The sequence below is a fragment of the Halorubrum sp. Atlit-8R genome (assembly GCF_003666025.1).
GTDB classification, from domain to species: domain Archaea; phylum Halobacteriota; class Halobacteria; order Halobacteriales; family Haloferacaceae; genus Halorubrum; species Halorubrum salinarum.
In genome coordinates this window covers 397,106-412,679 of record NZ_QPLV01000002.1, presented here as the reverse complement: position 1 = coordinate 412,679, position 15,574 = coordinate 397,106, and the positions used below count along the sequence as shown (strand labels likewise).

Genomic DNA, 15,574 nt, shown 5'->3' with positions numbered 1-15,574 from the left:
GCAGTTGCTACGTGACTAAGGTGGCGTCCGACACAATGTGGTCGGAGCCAGCCTAACAAGCATCCTATGGTTGACTGTGGTGTTACTTATAGATGTCCCATAATCTGAGATTCCCGACAACAGTTTGTTGTGGCGATTGATATTCTATCAGAATACTTAGTACTATTCGGGATTAATATCGAGAAAAATAAACAGTAAGAATAGTGGGGCGGTCACGTACTGCGATTTTTGCCTATCGGTAGTAGTCATACACGACGGGATAAAAATCTCTATGCCGAGTTGTGGGACCAGACCCCCCACGAGGACCGCCGTGGCGACGTGGGGAGCGCCCCACGAGCACAGGGACGGACCTACGCCCCCCACGGCGGGGACGGACGGGGTTGATCCTATCGACTTGAGGATCGTCGCACCCCCGATGAGGTGGTCCTCTACCGCGTCTTACCTCGTCTGACCCCAAGGGTTAGTGTCGACAAAGTCGGCTTGACCGTACATGGAGGGCGACGGGCCACGACTCCCACGCCAATAGACCGTCACTCGGCGGCTTTTCGCACAGTAACTCAAGGGCCATACGCATACGCGAAGTGATATAACTCTATGTGTGGCGTGAGACGCGTCTCTGAGGCGACGCAAATAGAAAGATGTTGGTAGGGTCTCGTACTATGAAAAAAATCTCTCTGAGCGTCTGTTATGTGCCTCTAAGCGACTACAGATAACGACTGGTAGCCATGGCGGGTGGAACGCATACGCAACTCCCCGCCGACTCGTCGCCGTCGACGTGAGGGGAGATCGTGGGCCGCAAGAGACTCCCGCTCCGCCGCCGTCGCCGTCCTCGGAGACATCCCCGAATACGAGCGTCTTCCTATCGCGTTTGCTTCGAGGACCGTGCGTTGAGCGGAGGGGGTCGCACGCGCGGCCCGGGACTCCCGTGGTAACGGACAATCACGTTAAACCGCAAAATCACTACAATAGCGGTCATACTCAAAATGTAATCATCCCTTAACCCCGCGAGCGCCACGGCGGGCGTCTGTGCGTATGTGGTATGGTAGTGGAAGTGACAAGTCCTCGTGGCGTCCGTATCTCCGCACGGCTCCGCCGTCGTATGATTTCTGACGCCGCTCTATCTCTGTCGCCATGAGATTTTAATAGTGGACAAACGTCTCTCGATATGGAGCGTGGAAGGTCTCTGCCAGACGGCCCGTCAAACGGCCTGACGGCTCTCACATGACACCTGTGAAACCCCAACACCTCGATACGCTCCGTGAGGCTGATAATCCCGCCGCGCCCCTCGCTCAATTCATCCTGACCGTTGAGTCGGGGGACGTGAGCGCAGGAGACTCGGCCTCTGGCCGCAGGGATGCTGTCGCCGACTAATCGGCGGGGATTCTCCCTGCGGCCGCTACTCACCCCCTAACAGTTGCTTGACTAACTCGGGGTTCTCAGAGACAATTTCGGGATTCTCTTGGATATGTTCACGGACGGCGTCAATCGCCTCACGCTCTGCGTCAGTAGTGGCTTGTTTCGCTCCTTCGTGGATTGTCTCCTCTACGGACTCCTTAGCCGATTTGGCGTCTGGCGTGAATACCATCCCACAACGGGAACAGGCCTTCGCGGCATTTGGTAGTGGTTCCGAACAAGTCGGACAGGTGTCGGGCGTTAGACTCCCTTCTTTCGGCTCGGGGTCACGGCCCGCGTCGGTAGCCTCCCGCGCCGCTCGGATGTGATCTTCGTCGGTCAGATGTTGATACGTTGTTTCCATCACAACTGAGTTTTTTCTGTGGCCGATGAGATGTTTGATATGGGACTGATCGAGGTCAAACTCACGGACGGCAAGGGTAACAAAATAGTGTCTGAAATTGTGTGCGTTCGCTGGCTTGTCGACCCCTGCCTCCTCGACAATCCTATTCAAGCGGTCGTGGATGGCAGGTGCTGAGAGATAGTCGCCTTTCCCGCTGATGTTTCTCGCGGATGGCAGAGCTGTAATGAGATAGTCGTCGCGCTCACCAGTTGGGTGCTTATTGAGCCAGTCACGGACGGCGTTCTCGGCTCCGAGTAGGGGGCGCTTTTGGCCGACATCGTCCGCGCCTTTCAGACCGTCCGCGTCGGTATTGAGATAGTAGTGACCACTCTCAAGGTCTATGTCTTTGATACGGAGCGTCTGAATCGCACGGATACGCTGGCCTGTGTATAGTAGTAACTCAATCAGGCACCTATCGCGGGCATTATCGCACGCCCCACGGATCGCGTCAATATCCTCCGCCGTGAACATATCGCGTTCATCTACGGCCCCGCCGTTGTTCTCTCGCTGCTTTAGCGAGATGGCGTCGGGGTCAATCTCCGTCTCGTGATAGCGGTAGAATTTGATTGCGGCGGCTTGTCGCTGTCGCACGGTTTCGACGGCTAAGTCCTCAAGCCACTCGTTGAAAATATCGGTCAGGGATTCGAGAGAGTGGTCCAACAGGTTTCTATCCGACTCTTTGGCAATAAGCCGAAGACTGCGCCCATACCCCTCAAGCGAGTTGTGCGAAAGCGTCTCTGTCTCTCCGTTTTCGTCTTGGTATGAGTGTTCGATATCTTCGGGGTCAAAGGCTCGCAGAAACTCTAACGCTGCCTCTTTCCCATCGTCGGAAAGTGAGCCGCAATCCCTAATACGGTCCTTTTCTTTTCGCAACTTATGATCGGGATCGTCACCTCGAACCATAGAGGCGAGTCACGCCCGATTTAGTAGAAGGTTATGTTCAGTTACACCAAACAAAGCCTGAAGTTCTGGTAAACCCGACAGACAGTATCAAGGGACTCCGGAACTTACGAAATTACATACCAACAATGTACGAACACGACGTCGTCGTCGTCGGGGCCGGCGGGGCGGGACTCCGGGCGGCGATCGCGGCACAGGAAGCGGGCGCGGACGTGGCGATGGTGTCGAAGCTCCATCCCGTCCGGTCCCACACTGGCGCGGCAGAGGGCGGGATCAACGCGGCGCTGCGCGACGCCGACTCCTGGGAGGACCACGCGTACGACACGATGAAGGGGTCCGACTACCTCGGCGACGCGCCCGCGGTCGAGGCGCTCTGCCAGGAGAGCCCCGAGGAGGTCATCCGCCTCGAACACTGGGGGATGCCGTTCTCCCGCGAGGACGACGGCCGCGTCTCCCAGCGGCCGTTCGGCGGCCTCTCGTTCCCGCGCACGACCTACGCGGGCGCCGAGACCGGCCACCAGATGCTCCACACGATGTACGAGCAGGTGGTCAAACGCGGGATCACGGTGTACGACGAGTGGCACGTGATGGACCTGGCGGTCACCGACGAGGAAGACCCCGCCGAGCGGACCTGTCACGGCGTCGTCGCCTACGACATCCAGAGCGGCGAGATCAGCGGGTTCCGCGCGAACAACGGCGTCATCCTCGCCACCGGCGGGATGGGCCAGGTGTTCGACCACACCACGAACGCGGTCGCCAACACCGGCGACGGCGTCGCGATGGCGTACCGCGCCGGCGTCCCGATGGAGGACATGGAGTTCATCCAGTTCCACCCGACGACGCTGCCGTCCACCGGCGTCCTCATCTCCGAGGGCGTCCGCGGCGAGGGCGGCATCCTCTACAACAGCGAGGGCGAGCGGTTCATGTTCGAGCACGGCTACGCGAACAACGCCGGCGAGCTCGCCTCCCGCGACGTGGTCTCCCGCGCCGAGCTGACCGAGGTCAACGAGGGGCGCGGCATCGAGGACGAGTACGTCCACCTCGACATGCGCCACCTCGGCGAGGAGCGCATCCTCGACCGTCTGGAGAACATCCTCCACCTCGCGGAGGACTTCGAGGGCGCCGACGGGCTCACAGAGCCGATGCCGGTCAAGCCCGGCCAGCACTACGCGATGGGCGGCATCGAGACGAACGAGTTCGGCGAGACCGTCATCGACGGGCTGTACGCCGCCGGCGAGTGCGCCTGCGCCTCCGTCCACGGCGCGAACCGCCTCGGCGGGAACGCGCTGCCGGAGCTCATCGTCTTCGGCAAGCGCGCCGGCCGCCACGCCGCCGGCGAGGACATGGGCGAGGCCGAGATCGAGACCGGCCGCTCGGGCGACTGGCAGCCGGCCGACTACGAGTTCGGCGTCGAGGTCGGCGAGACCGGCGGCTCGGGCCCCGCCGCGGCCGACGGCGGCGCCGTGGCGACCGACGCCGACAGCGTCCTCGGGGCGGCCGTCGACCGCGCCCAGGAGCGCGTCGAGGAGCTGCTCTCCCGGAAGGGGCGCAACCACGCGGAGATCCGCTCCGCCGTCCAGGAGACGATGACGGCCAACGTCAACGTGTTCCGCGAGGAGGGCCGCCTGGAGGAGACGCTCGAAGACCTCCGCGAGGCCCGCGAGGCGTACAAAGACGTCGCGGTGTCGGACCCGTCCCGGACGTTCAACACCGACCTCATCCACACAATCGAGACCCGGAACATCCTCGACATCGCGGAGGCGCTCACGATGGGCGCGCTCGCCCGCGAGGAGTTCCGCGGCGCCCACTGGCGCAAGGAGCACCAGGAGCGCAAAGACGAGGGCTGGCTGAAGCACACGCTCATCTCGTGGAACGACGGTGAGCCCGAGCTGTGGTACAAGCCGGTCGTCCTCGAGGGCGAGAACAAGACGTACGAGCCGAAGAGCCGCTCGTACTGAGCCGTCCGGCGACGCGCGGCCGTTCGCGACCGTCCGCCGCGGGCCGGCGGCGACTCGCTTCGGTATCCCCTCGCTTTCACCCGATCGATCCGGATCGTTCACGGTCTCCTATCCGTCGACGGTCGAAACCGGCCGTCGATACGCGTCGATTTCCGGTTCGTTAATCGACGTTGAACGCACGAGGTCCGAGAGAATCGACGGAAGACGCGCTCTCCGATACCTTCCGGTAGTTTCGACGAACGTTGAATAGGGGATTTATTATCGTCGAACTACACGGATCGGACAAGATGATCGAGACGGAAACCGCGTCCGCGGCCGCCCCGGCGCTGCCCCGGGAGCTCCAGTCGCCCCGCGCCAAGCTCGTGTACCTCTACCTGACCACGAACGGCGACGCCACGGTCTCGGAGATGGGCGAGTCGCTCGGCATGAAGAAGCTCTCCCTGTACAGCATCCTGAAGACCCTCCGCAACGAGGGCCTCGTCGACTGCGACGGCGACTGTTACGTCCCCAACTGACGCGGCCGCGGCGCCGACCGCGCGGCCCCCGGGCTCGCGACCCCTCGCTCGCGGTCCCCCGGCTCGCGACCCCTCGCTCGCGACGCCGCCTTCCTCTCTTCGCGTTCCCCGCCGCAGCGGAGCGTTTAGGGTGGCGGAGCGCCCACGTCGACCGTGGACGCGAACCAGACGGAGTTCGAGAACCCGTTCGCGATGGACACCGACTGCGAGAACTGCGAGGCGCTGTGTGGCGCCCGCGACCGCGTCGTCCACGGCTACGGCGACGTCGGCGCCGAGTTCCTCGTGGTCGGGACGGCGCCGACGGCGGCCGCCGAGCGCAACGGCGTCCCCTTCACCGGCGAGGGGGGCGGCGAGCGCGTCCAGTCTATCTTCGCCGACCTCGGCTTCGTCCGGTCGGCGCCGGACGCCGCGGAGCTGGACGTACAGAACGTCTTCTTCACGAACCTGACGCGGTGTCGCCACCCAGAGCGCGGGCCGACCGATCGCGAGGTCGACACCTGCGAGCCCTTCCTCAACGCGGAGATCCGGATGATCAACCCGCAGATCATCGTGCCGGTCGGCGAGCGCCCGCTCAGGGAGTTGGCCGTCGAGTACACGACGCGCCGACCGGACTCCTTCGACATCGACGCGGAGCACGCGACGACGATCCGCGGGCGGGGGTTCGAGCTCGTGCCGATGACCGAGCCGGCCGCGATGACCGACGACGAGGCCGACGCCTTCCGCGACCACATGCGCGAGAACGTGTTGAGCCGGGACTACCGGCAGACGAAGGGGCGGCGGAGCCGGTAGCCCTCGCGGTCCGGCCTCAGTCGTCGAGGTCGACCTCGTCTAAGATCCCCTCGGTCGCGTCCTTGCTGTCCGCGCCGAACGCGCAGTCGACGAGGATGTGCCCGCCGAGCGTCGACGGCGAGATGACCTGGTCGGCGCCGGCGCGGCGGAGCTTGTCGACGTTCTCCCGCTGCGTCACCGCCGCGACGATCCGCACGTCCGGGTTGAGCTGGCGGGCGGTGAGGATGGCGAGCGCGTCGCGCGCGTCGTCCTCGGTGGCGGCGACGACGGCGCGGGCCCCGGCGAGGTTGACCCGTTCGAGCGGGTCGACGTCGCTGGGGTCGGCGGTGTACACGGGCACGTCGCGGTCGGTGAGCCGCCTGGCGACGTTTTCGTCCGGCGTCACCACCGCGTACTCGACGCCGTCGCGGGCGTCGAGCTCTTCGAGGATCGGTTCCGTCAGGTCCCCGTAGCCTAACACGAGGACGTGGTCGTCGAGGAGGTCTATCTGTCTGTCTGTCATTTTCCCGAGCGCCTTGGAGAGCTGCGCCTCGATTGCGGGCGTGAGGAGGACCCCGAGCGCCACCGCGAAGGCGGCGACGTTCACCACGAGCGACGAGAGCGCGAACAGCTGCGCGATGTCGGAGGCCGGGCCGGTCGCCGGGTGGACGTCGCCGTACCCGACGGTCGAGGCCGTGACCACGGTGAAGTAGAACGCGTCGACGATCGTCTCGATCCCCTCGAACTGGTCCCTGAGGGCGTACGAGCCGACCGTTCCGTACGCGACCGCTCCCACGAGCGCCGCGCCCGCGGCCAGCTGCGTGGGCGAGGGGCTGAACCGGCGGTCGAACCGCCCCCGGTTGATCACGAGCGTCGGCGCCGACAGGACCGACAGCGCCACGAGCGGGAACGACAGGACGGACGCCTGTAACAGCCCTTGAAGCGCCGTCAGCGGCAGCAGCACCGCCGTGGAGTACCACCCCACTCGGTACCCGTTCCGCAGCGCGAACCCGCTCGCGAACATCGCGAAGCCGGTGATCGTCCCCGTGAACCCGACCGTCTGGCGGACGACGCCGCCGACGTATGGGGCGAGCGGGCCGTCGACGCCGAGCCCGCCGATCTGCGCGAGCCCGGCGAGGATGGAGAGGATCGCGACCCCGAACGTCAACGCGATCGACGCGCGGACGGTCACCCAGTCCCGGGTCAGCTCCATATCTCCGGGTCGCCGAGACCGAACTTAAACCCCGCGAGGCCGGTCCGATCCGCTCGCCGCCGGCGGGAACGGCGCGCGCCTGGGCCGCTCCCGCGACCCGCCCGGACGCGGCGCGCCGACACACGTTTAACCGCGCCGCCGGTTGGGGGGCGTATGTCGCTGCCCGTCGAGATCGTCTTCGGCGTCTACCTCGGCGTCATCACCGGGATCGTCCCCGCGCTGGTGGCCGGGACCCTCGGGTTCGTGTTCAAGTACGTCACGGACGTGACGATCCCCGGGCTCGGGGTGGTCGTGCTGTCGCTCGCCATCGCCGGCGTCAACGGCGGGCTGCTCGCGCTCAACGACGAGACGATCCGGTCCTCGGAGCGCGCGCCGGCGATCCTCACGGCGATCGTCGTGGTGCTCATGCTCTCGATGTACGCCCACGCGCAGGGGGACAAGCTCGGCGCCAGCGTCCCGAAGCGCATCTCGCTCAAGCAGCTCCGCGACCGGACGCTCTCGACCGACGTGATCGAGCTGGTCGGCGGCCGCGGGCGCGTCTCGGTCGAGGTGACCGGCGAGGTGAACGACATGGAGGGGTACCCGCCGCTGCCGGCGGACACGCGCCGCGCGATCGTCGACGGCGACTGGACGTTCCCCGCCGACCTCCCGCTCGCGGAGCTCGAAAGCCGGTTTGCGGAGCGGCTCCGGACCGAGCTGGACCTCGCCGACGTGGCCGTGCGGATCGACGAACAGGCGCGCGCGACGGTGTCGGCCGCGCCGCCGACCGGCGCGCTCTCGAAGCGGGTGCCCGCCGGGAAGCGCGCGGTGTCGGTGTCGGCGCTGGTCCCGACCGGCATCGCCCGCGGCGACGTCGTCCGCGTGATAACCCCGGACCTCGACGCCGAGGGCGCCGTGATCGCCGCCCGGTCGAGCGGGAAGCCGGAGCCGGGGGCCGCCGCGGCGTCGACGCCCGCCGCCGCGGGCGACGACCCGGACCCGGACGACGACGCCCGAACGGACGGCGGCGAGGAGGCCGTCGCCGCGCCCCCCGCGGCGACCGCGCCCACGACGACCGGCGGCGAGGGGCGCGTCACGCTCGCGCTCGACCGCTCGGAGGCGACGGCGCTCCTCCGGGCCGACCGCGGGCGCGTGCTGGTGCTGTCGCGGGGCACCCGTCGCGAGTACGAGCTCACGGCCCTGCTGCGTCGGGCCGGGAAGCGCTTCCGGAAGGTCTCGGTGGTCGCCGACGGCCCGCTCGACGGCCACACGATCGGCGAGGCCGAGGTCCGCGAGGCGTACGACGTGGCCGTCCTCGCGGCGCGCCACGAGACGTGGACGGTCGCGCCGGACGGCTCGCAGTCGCTGTCCGCGGGCGACGACCTGTTCGTCGTCGGGAGCCGCGACGCGCTCGACCGGTTCGCGGAGGTGGCCGCGTGAGTCCCGCCGGGGCGGACGCGGTCGCAGCGGGCCTCGACGCCGGCGTCGTCGCGGCCGGCCTCGCCGTCGGGGCGGTCGACGTCGGCTTCGCCCGCCCGCGGCAGGCGGCCGTGACGCTCGTCACGTTCGCGGCCGTCGCCGTGCTCGTCGCGGCCGGCGCCGCGCTGGCTTACCGCTGGTACTTCCGCACGGAGATCCCGGAGGGGGTGACCTGGCTCCTCGGCGTCTCGGTCGTCGCGCTGTACCTCAACACGACCTCGCTGGGGTCGGTGGCGGTCGGCGACAACCCGGCCCTGTTGGCGCCCGAGAGCGTCTTCTTCAACCTCGTCTCGCTCGGCGTCGCGGCGGTGACCGCGCCAGTCGGTCGGTACGCCGGCGACCGGCTCGCGGTCGACGTGTTCGCGCTCTCCGGCGCCAAACAGCTCGACGGCGAGCTGAGCGGGATGGTGCGCGCAGTCGGGCGGTTCACCGCGGTGACGCTCCCGTCGGTCGACGAGATCCGCGACATGGACACGTACGACCCGGTCTCGGCGGACAAGAAGGCGGAGCTCGCGGAGACGACCCTGCTGTTCCCGCGGAAACTCTCCGAGACCGAGCTCCGCGAGCGGCTCATCGCCCGGCTCAAAGACGAGTACGGGGTCGGCTACGTCGACGCCGACCTCGGCGCGGACGGGACCGTGGAGTACTTCGCGGTCGGCTCCCGCGCCGCCGGGCTCGGCCCGACGCTCGCGCCGGGGTCGGCCGCGGTCGCCGTCGCCGCTGACCCGCCGAACAACGCCACCGTCGGCGACACGGTCCAGCTGTGGCGCGACGACCCCGAGCCGGAGCGGGTCGCGACCGGCGAGCTGCGCGGCGTCGCCGGCGACGCCGTCACGGTCGCGCTCGACGAGTCGGACGCCGAGCGGCTGACCGACGAGGGCGGCTACCGGCTCGTCACGCTCCCCGCGGAGCCGCAGGCCGACCGCGAGTTCGCCTCCCTGCTGCGCAACGCGGACGAGACGATGGCCTCCGTCACCGTCGCGGCCGGCAGCGAGCTCGACGGGAGCACCGTCGGGGAGGTCGGGGCCGTCGTCGCCGCGGTCCGACCGGCGGGCGGCTCCGTCGAGCCGATCCCGCCGCGGGCGTACGCCTTCGGCGCGGGGGACCTGGTGTACCTCGTCGGCCGCCCGGGCGCGATCCGGCGGTTCGAGACCGCCGCCGCGGCGTCGGGCGATCCGGACCCCGCGAACGACGCGCCGGGCGCGCCGGGCGCGGCGTCCGCGACCGGGAGCGAGGCCGGATCCGACGCCGCCGCCGGCGCCGCGGTCGGGGACGCCGGCGACACAGACGACGGCGGCGCGGACCCCGACGGGACGCAACGCTCTTGAGTCGCCCGCGCGGGGATCCGGTATGGAGTGGAAGCTGTTCGCCGACCTCGCGGAGATCGCGGGCGACCGCACGGTGGCGGTCGACGCGGGGCCGGGCGACACGGTCGGCGACGCGCTCGACGCGCTGCTTGACGCACACCCCGGCCTGCGGGACCGCGTGATGGAGGACGGCGCCGTCGCTGACCACATCAACGTCCTCCGGAACGGGCGGAGCGTCCGCCACGACGAGGGGCTCGACGCCACGCTGGAGGCGGGCGACGAGCTCGCGCTGTTCCCGCCCGTGAGCGGCGGCCGCTCCGTCCGATAGATCGGTCGTTTCAAACGCGCGCCGACCCCATCCGGAGCCATGACCGACAGCGACGAGGGCGACCACGGCGACGAGGGCGACGGCGGCCACGGCGACGACGGCGGCCACGACCCGCACCGCGAGGAGTTCCACGAGGACCCGGTCGGCCACACGCGCGCGGCCGCCGGGATGACGGTGAGCGAACTCGTCGACGGCTACGGGGACGCGGGGATCGGCGCCGCCGCTGTCAACGAGGCCGGGGACGTGCTCGCGGAGATGTTCGACAACGACGACTGTACCGTCTTCCTCTCGCTGGCGGGCGCGATGGTCCCCGCCGGCATGCGCCGGATCGTCGCGGACCTGATCCGCGACGGCTACGTCGACGCCCTGGTGACCACGGGCGCGAACCTCACCCACGACGCCATCGAGGCCATCGGCGGGAAACACCACCACGGGCGCACTCACGACCCCGAGAAGACGCCGCGCGAGCACGACGAGGGGCTCCGCGACGAGGGGGTCGACCGCATCTACAACGTCTACCTCCCGCAGGAGCACTTCGCCGACTTCGAGGGCCACCTCCGCGAGGAGGTGTTCCCGGCGCTGGAGGCCGACCCGGACGACGCGGGGAGCGGCGCCGTCTCCATCGCCGACCTCACGCGCGAGCTCGGCCGCGCGAACGCCGAAGTCAACGAGCGCGACGACGTCCCCGAGGGGCCAGGCGTCGCGGCCGCCGCCTACGAGCACGACGTGCCGGTCTACTGCCCCGCGGTCCAGGACTCCGTTCTGGGGCTTCAGGCGTGGATGTACGCCCAGACGGCCGACTTCACCATCGACGCCCTCGCGGACATGACCGAGCTGACGGACCTCGCGTTCGAGGCCGACGACGCGGGCTGCCTGCTCGTCGGCGGCGGCGTCCCGAAGAACTTCACGCTCCAGACGATGCTCGTCACGCCCCGCGCCTACGACTACGCCGTCCAGGTCACGATGGACCCCGAGGCGACCGGCGGGCTCTCCGGCGCGAGCCTCGACGAGGCGCGCTCGTGGGGCAAGCTTGAGAAGGACGCGCGCAACGCCTCCGTCCACGGCGACGCGACGGTGATGCTCCCGATGCTCGTCGCCGCCGCCCGCGAGCGCGTGGAGTAGGCGCGCGAGCGGGCCGGTTCCGGCCGCATATCGTTTATAAGCTGGTGGTGCGGTGGCGCGTGCCTGCGAGCGGGCGCCCTCGGCGGCCGCGAGCCAGCACGCGCGAGGGAGTCGGGCGCGACGAGGGCGACCGGAGGGAGCCCGCTGGATGCGCCCGACGAGGCTGGGGAGGTGTGAGGTGCCTTGCGACTGGGGCTTTGGAGGTGGCCGTCACCGACCTGTTCCCGACAGCTTTTCAGAGAGTATCCGCGGGGCGAGAAGCAGCCGACGCGCAGCGACCGTCCTACTCTCTCGCGTCCAGATCCATCGCCTCGGCGAGCAGCGCGTGCGACTCCAAGGCGTCGTCGTGGTCCGGCACGGTGTGCTGGATCATCACCTCGTCGACGCCGACGCGGTCGGCCAGCTGCTCTAAGAGGCCCGAAATCGTCTCCGGGCTCCCCGAGATCGACCGCGGCCACTCGTCGTCGTCCAGCGTCGCCGGCGTCGGCTCGGGCGCGCCGCCCAGCTCGTCGACCGCCTCCTCGACCGTCGGCGTCTCGTCGCCCAGCTCGCCGCGCTTCATCCGCCGGAACGTCGCCTCCGCCGGCGCGCGACGCCGGGCCGCTGCCGCGTCCGTCTCGGCCGCGACCGCGTTGACCGCGACCATCCCCCGCGGCTCGTCGAGCCCCCCGAGTCCGCCCTCGGGGTCGAACGCCTCGCGGTACGCCGCGAACGCGCGCTCGGCGAATCCGGGCCGGATGAACCCCGCGAAGCAGTAGCGGAGGCCGAGCTCGCCCGCGATCTCGCCGCTCGACGGGCTCGACCCGAGCACCCACGGGACGGCCGGCCCCGAGTCGGAGCCCGGCACCGAGAGGTCGGAGTAGGGGTGCTCCGGCGGGTAGTCGTCGCGGAGGTGGTTCACGACCGCGGTGATCCGCTCGCGGTGGTCCTCGTTCGGCTCTTCGACGCGGCGGTCGGTGCCGAGCGCGCGGTCGGACGCGGGCGAGCCGTTCGCGCGGCCCATGCCGAGGTCGACGCGGCCGGGCGCCAGCCCGTCGAGGACGCCGAACGACTCGGCCACCTTGAACGGGCTGTAGTGGTTCATCAGCACCGCGCCGCTCCCGATCCGGATCGAGTCGGTCGCGCCGGCGAGCCGCCCGAGCAGCACCTCGGGCGTGGTGCCGGCGAGGCGGTCGCCCATCCCGTGGTGTTCCGCGACCCAGAACCGCTCGTAGCCCAGTCGCTCGGCGTGTTTCGCGGCGTCGACCGTGTTCGCGAACGCGTCCGCCGCGGTGCCGCCGCGGGGGACCGGCGAGAGGTCGACGACTGAGAGGTCCATACGCCCGCTCGGCGACCGCCGCGTGAAACGGTTTGGGTCCCGGCGGCGTCGTGGCGGATCGCAACCCCGGATTCCGTGCGGTGGCGCGTGCCGATGAGCGCCCAGCGGGCGCGAGTCGCACGCGCGAGTCCTCGCGGCTGGGGCTTTGGCGGTGGTCACCACGGAGTCAGCGATCTCGTACAGTCGAGCGACCGGAACTTCGAGACCGTTCGCCGCTCTTCCACCGTAAACCCGTAGCTACGCGAGTGAAAGCGAGAAGAAACCGAAGAGACGCCGGTTCAGTTGTCGCCGTTCTTCGACTGCCAGGCGTAGTCGCGCCGGGAGGCGGACTCCCCGAAGCCGCACGAGGAGCAGCGCTCCTTCTTGACGTGGTAGGACTTCTCACCGCAGCGTCGACACTTCACGTGGACCGTCTTGTTCTTCTTTCCCTGAGAGGGCGTACCTGCGCCGGTCATGCTTTGATGGTGACGACGTTATCGCCGCGTATAATCGTTGTGTCTTCGATCGCGACGGCGAACTCGCCGTCGAGGTCGTCGTCGACGCGGTCGTCCACGTCGGCCTCGGGCTCGATGACGACGTTCATGTGCTGGTCGTAGCCGCCGAGGACGCCGTAGTAGGTCGTCCCGTCCTTCAGGTGTACCGTCACGGGCTCCTCGAGCGACGCTTCGAGCACGTCGAGGGGTCGTCCACTCATTGTCCGATCGCCGCCCGTCGCGGTAATAAAAATACCGGGACGGAGCCCCGAGGCCGGTCGGTTTGACACGACCGCGGGCCCGCCGCTCTCGGACTGGCCCTCACCGCTCTCGGACCGGCCCTCACCCCAGTCGCTCGCGCACGAACGCGGTCGCCGGCGGGACCGCCCGCGCGTACAGGGCGGCGTACGTCAGCTCCGCCTGGGTCCGTCTCGGCGCGGCGTACCCCCCGTCGATCTCGTCGGCGACGCGTTCGAGCGAGGCCAGCGCCGGGCGGACGAACCGCGCCGCGAGCGGGTCGCCGCCGTCGACCGCCGCGACGGCCTCGCGCGCCCGCTCCGCGGCCGACCGGAGCGACGACTCCGACGGCGGCTCCCGGTGGCGGCCGTCGCGGATCGCCTCGACGGCGCGCCGCCGCGCCTCCACCGTCGCCAGCGCGGTCCCGGCCTCGATCACCGCGGTGGCGTAGTTCCCGTTGTCGGACGCCCGCTCGACGTCGTCGACCGCCGACTCCGTCCGCCGCTCGGTCGCGACCGCCAGCTCCTGTGCCACGGTCCCGCTCAGGTCCTCGTCGCCGGGCGCCGCCTCGTCGCCGGTGCGTCGGCGCACCTCCGCGCGCGTCCGGCGCACCGACCCGTCCAGCGTCTCCGCGGCCGCGACCAGCGACGCCCACCGCGGGTCGAGCCCCTCGCGGTCGCCGCGGAACGCGTCGCGGAGGCCCGCGGCGTCGCTGGCGGCGGCCCGCGCGCGCTCGACGTCGCCGACCGCGTCCCCGGCCCGGAACGGCGCCGCGACCGGGTCGTCCGGGTACCGGACGGTGGGGACCAAGTGTCGCGCGCACGCCGCGAGCAGCGACTCGACCGGCTCGTAGGCGAGCGCCGCCGCTGCCGTCGCCTCGGCGCGGTACTCCAGGTCGGCCGCGAGCGCCGCCCGGTCCTCGCGGACGGCGCGGCGCCGGGCGGTCAGGGCCGCCCCGTCGTCGACGCCGGTTGCCGCCCGGTGGGCGCCGCGGACCGTCGCCGCCGTTCCGCGGGCCCGCCGCCGCGCGGCGAGGGCCTCGGTCGGCCACGGGTCGGTCGGCTCCGCGTCGACCCGCTCGACCGCCCGCGCCCTGTCGTCGGCGATCGCCGCCGCGACCGCCGCGTTCGGAAGCGACGGCTCCGCGGGGACGGCGTCGAGCAGGTCGCGGGCGCGCGACACGTGGGCCGCCGCGAGGGCGTCGGGGACGGTCGCGGGGAACGGCGCGCGGGGCCACTCGGTCGCGTCGACGAGGTCCGGCGGCACCGCGGCCGCCTCGCTGCGCTCCGTCTCGCCGCCGGTGAACGGGAGGCCGGAACAGCCGGCGACCGCCGCCGCGCCCGCGGTCGCGACCCCGGCGAGGAACCGTCGCCGGGACCCGCCCTCTTCGGTCACGTGCCATCACCCCTCGAGTCGGCCGACGAGGCGTTGAACGCGGCCGGCGGCTCCCGCCGCAGGCAGGAGCCGCTCATGCCCCTCCCGCTCCCGGTCGAGTGGTCGGCGGCGACCGGGAGCCGGATCGCGAACCCGACCGTGTGGATCGCGTCCGCGTCGCACTCGACGTCGGCCGGGCGGTACGCCCGGCAGAAGTCTGCGTGGGGGTGGAGGTCGCCGTCCGCAAGCTCGTCCGGCTCGACCGACACGGACCGGAACCGCACCTCCCGACACGCCCGCACCGGCATCGAGAGGAGGTACGCCGACGCCGACTCGAAGTCGGTCGCGGCGAGGAACGTCCGGAGCCGTTCGCCCGCGCCCGTCCCGGCGAACGTGAGCTCGTCGAGCTCCGACGCCGCGACCAACACGCGGTGCGTCTGCCGCCGCTGCGGCGCCCGCTCGTCGGCCGACAGCGACGGCAGCTCGTCGCCCTCGGCGACCAGCGCGCCGCCGCGCTCGTCGCGCGCCTTCTCCAGTTCGTAGTCGTCGATCGGTCGGTCGCTGCTCGGGTAGCTGTTCGACGCGGTCTCGCTGCCGGCGCAGCCGGCCAGGGCGGCGATCCCTGACGCGGCCGCGAGGAGGGCTCGGCGGCGGGGAACGTCCGTCATCGGCGGCGGTTCGGCGGAGAGCCTGAAACGCTTTGTGGGACGCGACCCTCTCGCGTCGGACCGCCGAGGCCCCGTTCGGACGCGAACCACCGTCGCGGGGCCGAACCCGGGAGTTTTTAACGTGGGCGAGAGTACGCCGA

Annotated in this window: 14 protein-coding genes; 7 read left to right on the top strand and 7 right to left on the bottom strand. The window is 69.9% G+C overall.

Annotated features, from left to right (window positions below):
• Positions 1-1,396 precede the first annotated feature (1,396 nt).
• Entirely contained in the window at positions 1,397-2,698 is a 1,302-nt protein-coding gene (locus tag DVK05_RS07885; RefSeq protein ID WP_121562830.1) for a site-specific integrase, read from the bottom strand.
• 125 nt (positions 2,699-2,823) lie between these two features.
• Here DVK05_RS07885 and DVK05_RS07880 point away from each other — a divergent pair, with 125 nt between their 5' ends.
• From DVK05_RS07880 to DVK05_RS07870, 3 genes are all read left to right on the top strand, one after another.
• Positions 2,824-4,653, top strand: a complete 1,830-nt coding sequence (locus DVK05_RS07880; RefSeq protein WP_121562829.1) for an FAD-binding protein — start codon at positions 2,824-2,826, stop codon at positions 4,651-4,653.
• Between the two features lie 287 nt (positions 4,654-4,940).
• On the top strand, positions 4,941-5,168 hold the full coding sequence (locus DVK05_RS07875; protein ID WP_053770751.1) for a helix-turn-helix domain-containing protein: 228 nt from the start codon (positions 4,941-4,943) through the stop codon (positions 5,166-5,168).
• A 153-nt stretch (positions 5,169-5,321) separates the two neighbouring features.
• The gene (locus DVK05_RS07870; RefSeq protein WP_121562828.1) at positions 5,322-5,957 is read left to right on the top strand and encodes a uracil-DNA glycosylase family protein; all 636 of its coding nucleotides are present in this window, start codon (positions 5,322-5,324) and stop codon (positions 5,955-5,957) included.
• Between the two features lie 16 nt (positions 5,958-5,973).
• Here DVK05_RS07870 and DVK05_RS07865 read toward each other — a convergent pair whose 3' ends face one another.
• Positions 5,974-7,149: an NAD-binding protein gene (locus DVK05_RS07865; RefSeq protein WP_121562827.1), complete on the bottom strand. Its 1,176-nt coding sequence runs from the start codon at positions 7,147-7,149 to the stop codon at positions 5,974-5,976.
• A 153-nt stretch (positions 7,150-7,302) separates the two neighbouring features.
• On the opposite strand from DVK05_RS07865, the gene DVK05_RS07860 reads away from it, so the two are divergent.
• From DVK05_RS07860 to DVK05_RS07845, 4 genes are read left to right on the top strand one after another with little or no spacing between them, the layout of a single operon-like run.
• Entirely contained in the window at positions 7,303-8,568 is a 1,266-nt protein-coding gene (locus DVK05_RS07860) for a potassium channel family protein (protein WP_121562826.1), read from the top strand.
• Positions 8,565-9,935: a cation:proton antiporter regulatory subunit gene (locus DVK05_RS07855; protein ID WP_121562825.1), complete on the top strand. Its 1,371-nt coding sequence runs from the start codon at positions 8,565-8,567 to the stop codon at positions 9,933-9,935. The genes DVK05_RS07860 and DVK05_RS07855 overlap by 4 nt, the downstream gene beginning before the upstream one ends.
• A 22-nt stretch (positions 9,936-9,957) precedes the next feature.
• The gene (locus tag DVK05_RS07850; RefSeq protein WP_121562824.1) at positions 9,958-10,242 is read left to right on the top strand and encodes a ubiquitin-like small modifier protein 1; all 285 of its coding nucleotides are present in this window, start codon (positions 9,958-9,960) and stop codon (positions 10,240-10,242) included.
• A 39-nt stretch (positions 10,243-10,281) separates the two neighbouring features.
• Positions 10,282-11,364, top strand: a complete 1,083-nt coding sequence (locus DVK05_RS07845; protein WP_121562823.1) for a deoxyhypusine synthase — start codon at positions 10,282-10,284, stop codon at positions 11,362-11,364.
• A 283-nt stretch (positions 11,365-11,647) separates the two neighbouring features.
• On the opposite strand, the gene DVK05_RS07840 is transcribed toward DVK05_RS07845, so the two are convergent.
• The 5 genes from DVK05_RS07840 to DVK05_RS07820 all read right to left on the bottom strand — a co-directional run bounded on the left by DVK05_RS07840 (position 11,648) and on the right by DVK05_RS07820 (position 15,434).
• Entirely contained in the window at positions 11,648-12,682 is a 1,035-nt protein-coding gene (locus DVK05_RS07840; protein WP_121562822.1) for an LLM class flavin-dependent oxidoreductase, read from the bottom strand.
• A 278-nt stretch (positions 12,683-12,960) separates the two neighbouring features.
• Positions 12,961-13,137 carry a 50S ribosomal protein L37e gene (locus DVK05_RS07835; RefSeq protein WP_053770758.1) on the bottom strand — a complete coding sequence of 59 codons (177 nt, stop codon included), beginning with the start codon at positions 13,135-13,137 and terminating at the stop codon, positions 12,961-12,963.
• On the bottom strand, positions 13,134-13,376 hold the full coding sequence (locus tag DVK05_RS07830) for an LSM domain-containing protein (RefSeq protein ID WP_017344111.1): 243 nt from the start codon (positions 13,374-13,376) through the stop codon (positions 13,134-13,136). The genes DVK05_RS07835 and DVK05_RS07830 overlap by 4 nt, the downstream gene beginning before the upstream one ends.
• 121 nt (positions 13,377-13,497) lie before the next feature.
• On the bottom strand, positions 13,498-14,787 hold the full coding sequence (locus tag DVK05_RS07825) for a hypothetical protein (protein WP_121562821.1): 1,290 nt from the start codon (positions 14,785-14,787) through the stop codon (positions 13,498-13,500).
• Entirely contained in the window at positions 14,784-15,434 is a 651-nt protein-coding gene (locus tag DVK05_RS07820; RefSeq protein ID WP_121562820.1) for a hypothetical protein, read from the bottom strand. Before DVK05_RS07820 ends, DVK05_RS07825 begins: the two co-directional genes overlap by 4 nt.
• Positions 15,435-15,574 lie beyond the last annotated feature (140 nt).

What these genes read in the sequence shown, in the direction of transcription:
- DVK05_RS07840 (WP_121562822.1), bottom strand. Translation starts at nt 12,682, where the DNA reads ATGGACCTCTCAGTCGTCGACCTCTCGCCGGTCCCCCGCGGCGGCACC.
- DVK05_RS07860 (WP_121562826.1), top strand. Translation starts at nt 7,303, where the DNA reads ATGTCGCTGCCCGTCGAGATCGTCTTCGGCGTCTACCTCGGCGTCATC.
- DVK05_RS07820 (WP_121562820.1), bottom strand. Translation starts at nt 15,434, where the DNA reads ATGACGGACGTTCCCCGCCGCCGAGCCCTCCTCGCGGCCGCGTCAGGG.
- DVK05_RS07835 (WP_053770758.1), bottom strand. Translation starts at nt 13,137, where the DNA reads ATGACCGGCGCAGGTACGCCCTCTCAGGGAAAGAAGAACAAGACGGTC.
- DVK05_RS07885 (WP_121562830.1), bottom strand. Translation starts at nt 2,698, where the DNA reads ATGGTTCGAGGTGACGATCCCGATCATAAGTTGCGAAAAGAAAAGGAC.
- DVK05_RS07850 (WP_121562824.1), top strand. Translation starts at nt 9,958, where the DNA reads ATGGAGTGGAAGCTGTTCGCCGACCTCGCGGAGATCGCGGGCGACCGC.
- DVK05_RS07875 (WP_053770751.1), top strand. Translation starts at nt 4,941, where the DNA reads ATGATCGAGACGGAAACCGCGTCCGCGGCCGCCCCGGCGCTGCCCCGG.
- DVK05_RS07865 (WP_121562827.1), bottom strand. Translation starts at nt 7,149, where the DNA reads ATGGAGCTGACCCGGGACTGGGTGACCGTCCGCGCGTCGATCGCGTTG.
- DVK05_RS07880 (WP_121562829.1), top strand. Translation starts at nt 2,824, where the DNA reads ATGTACGAACACGACGTCGTCGTCGTCGGGGCCGGCGGGGCGGGACTC.
- DVK05_RS07845 (WP_121562823.1), top strand. Translation starts at nt 10,282, where the DNA reads ATGACCGACAGCGACGAGGGCGACCACGGCGACGAGGGCGACGGCGGC.
- DVK05_RS07830 (WP_017344111.1), bottom strand. Translation starts at nt 13,376, where the DNA reads ATGAGTGGACGACCCCTCGACGTGCTCGAAGCGTCGCTCGAGGAGCCC.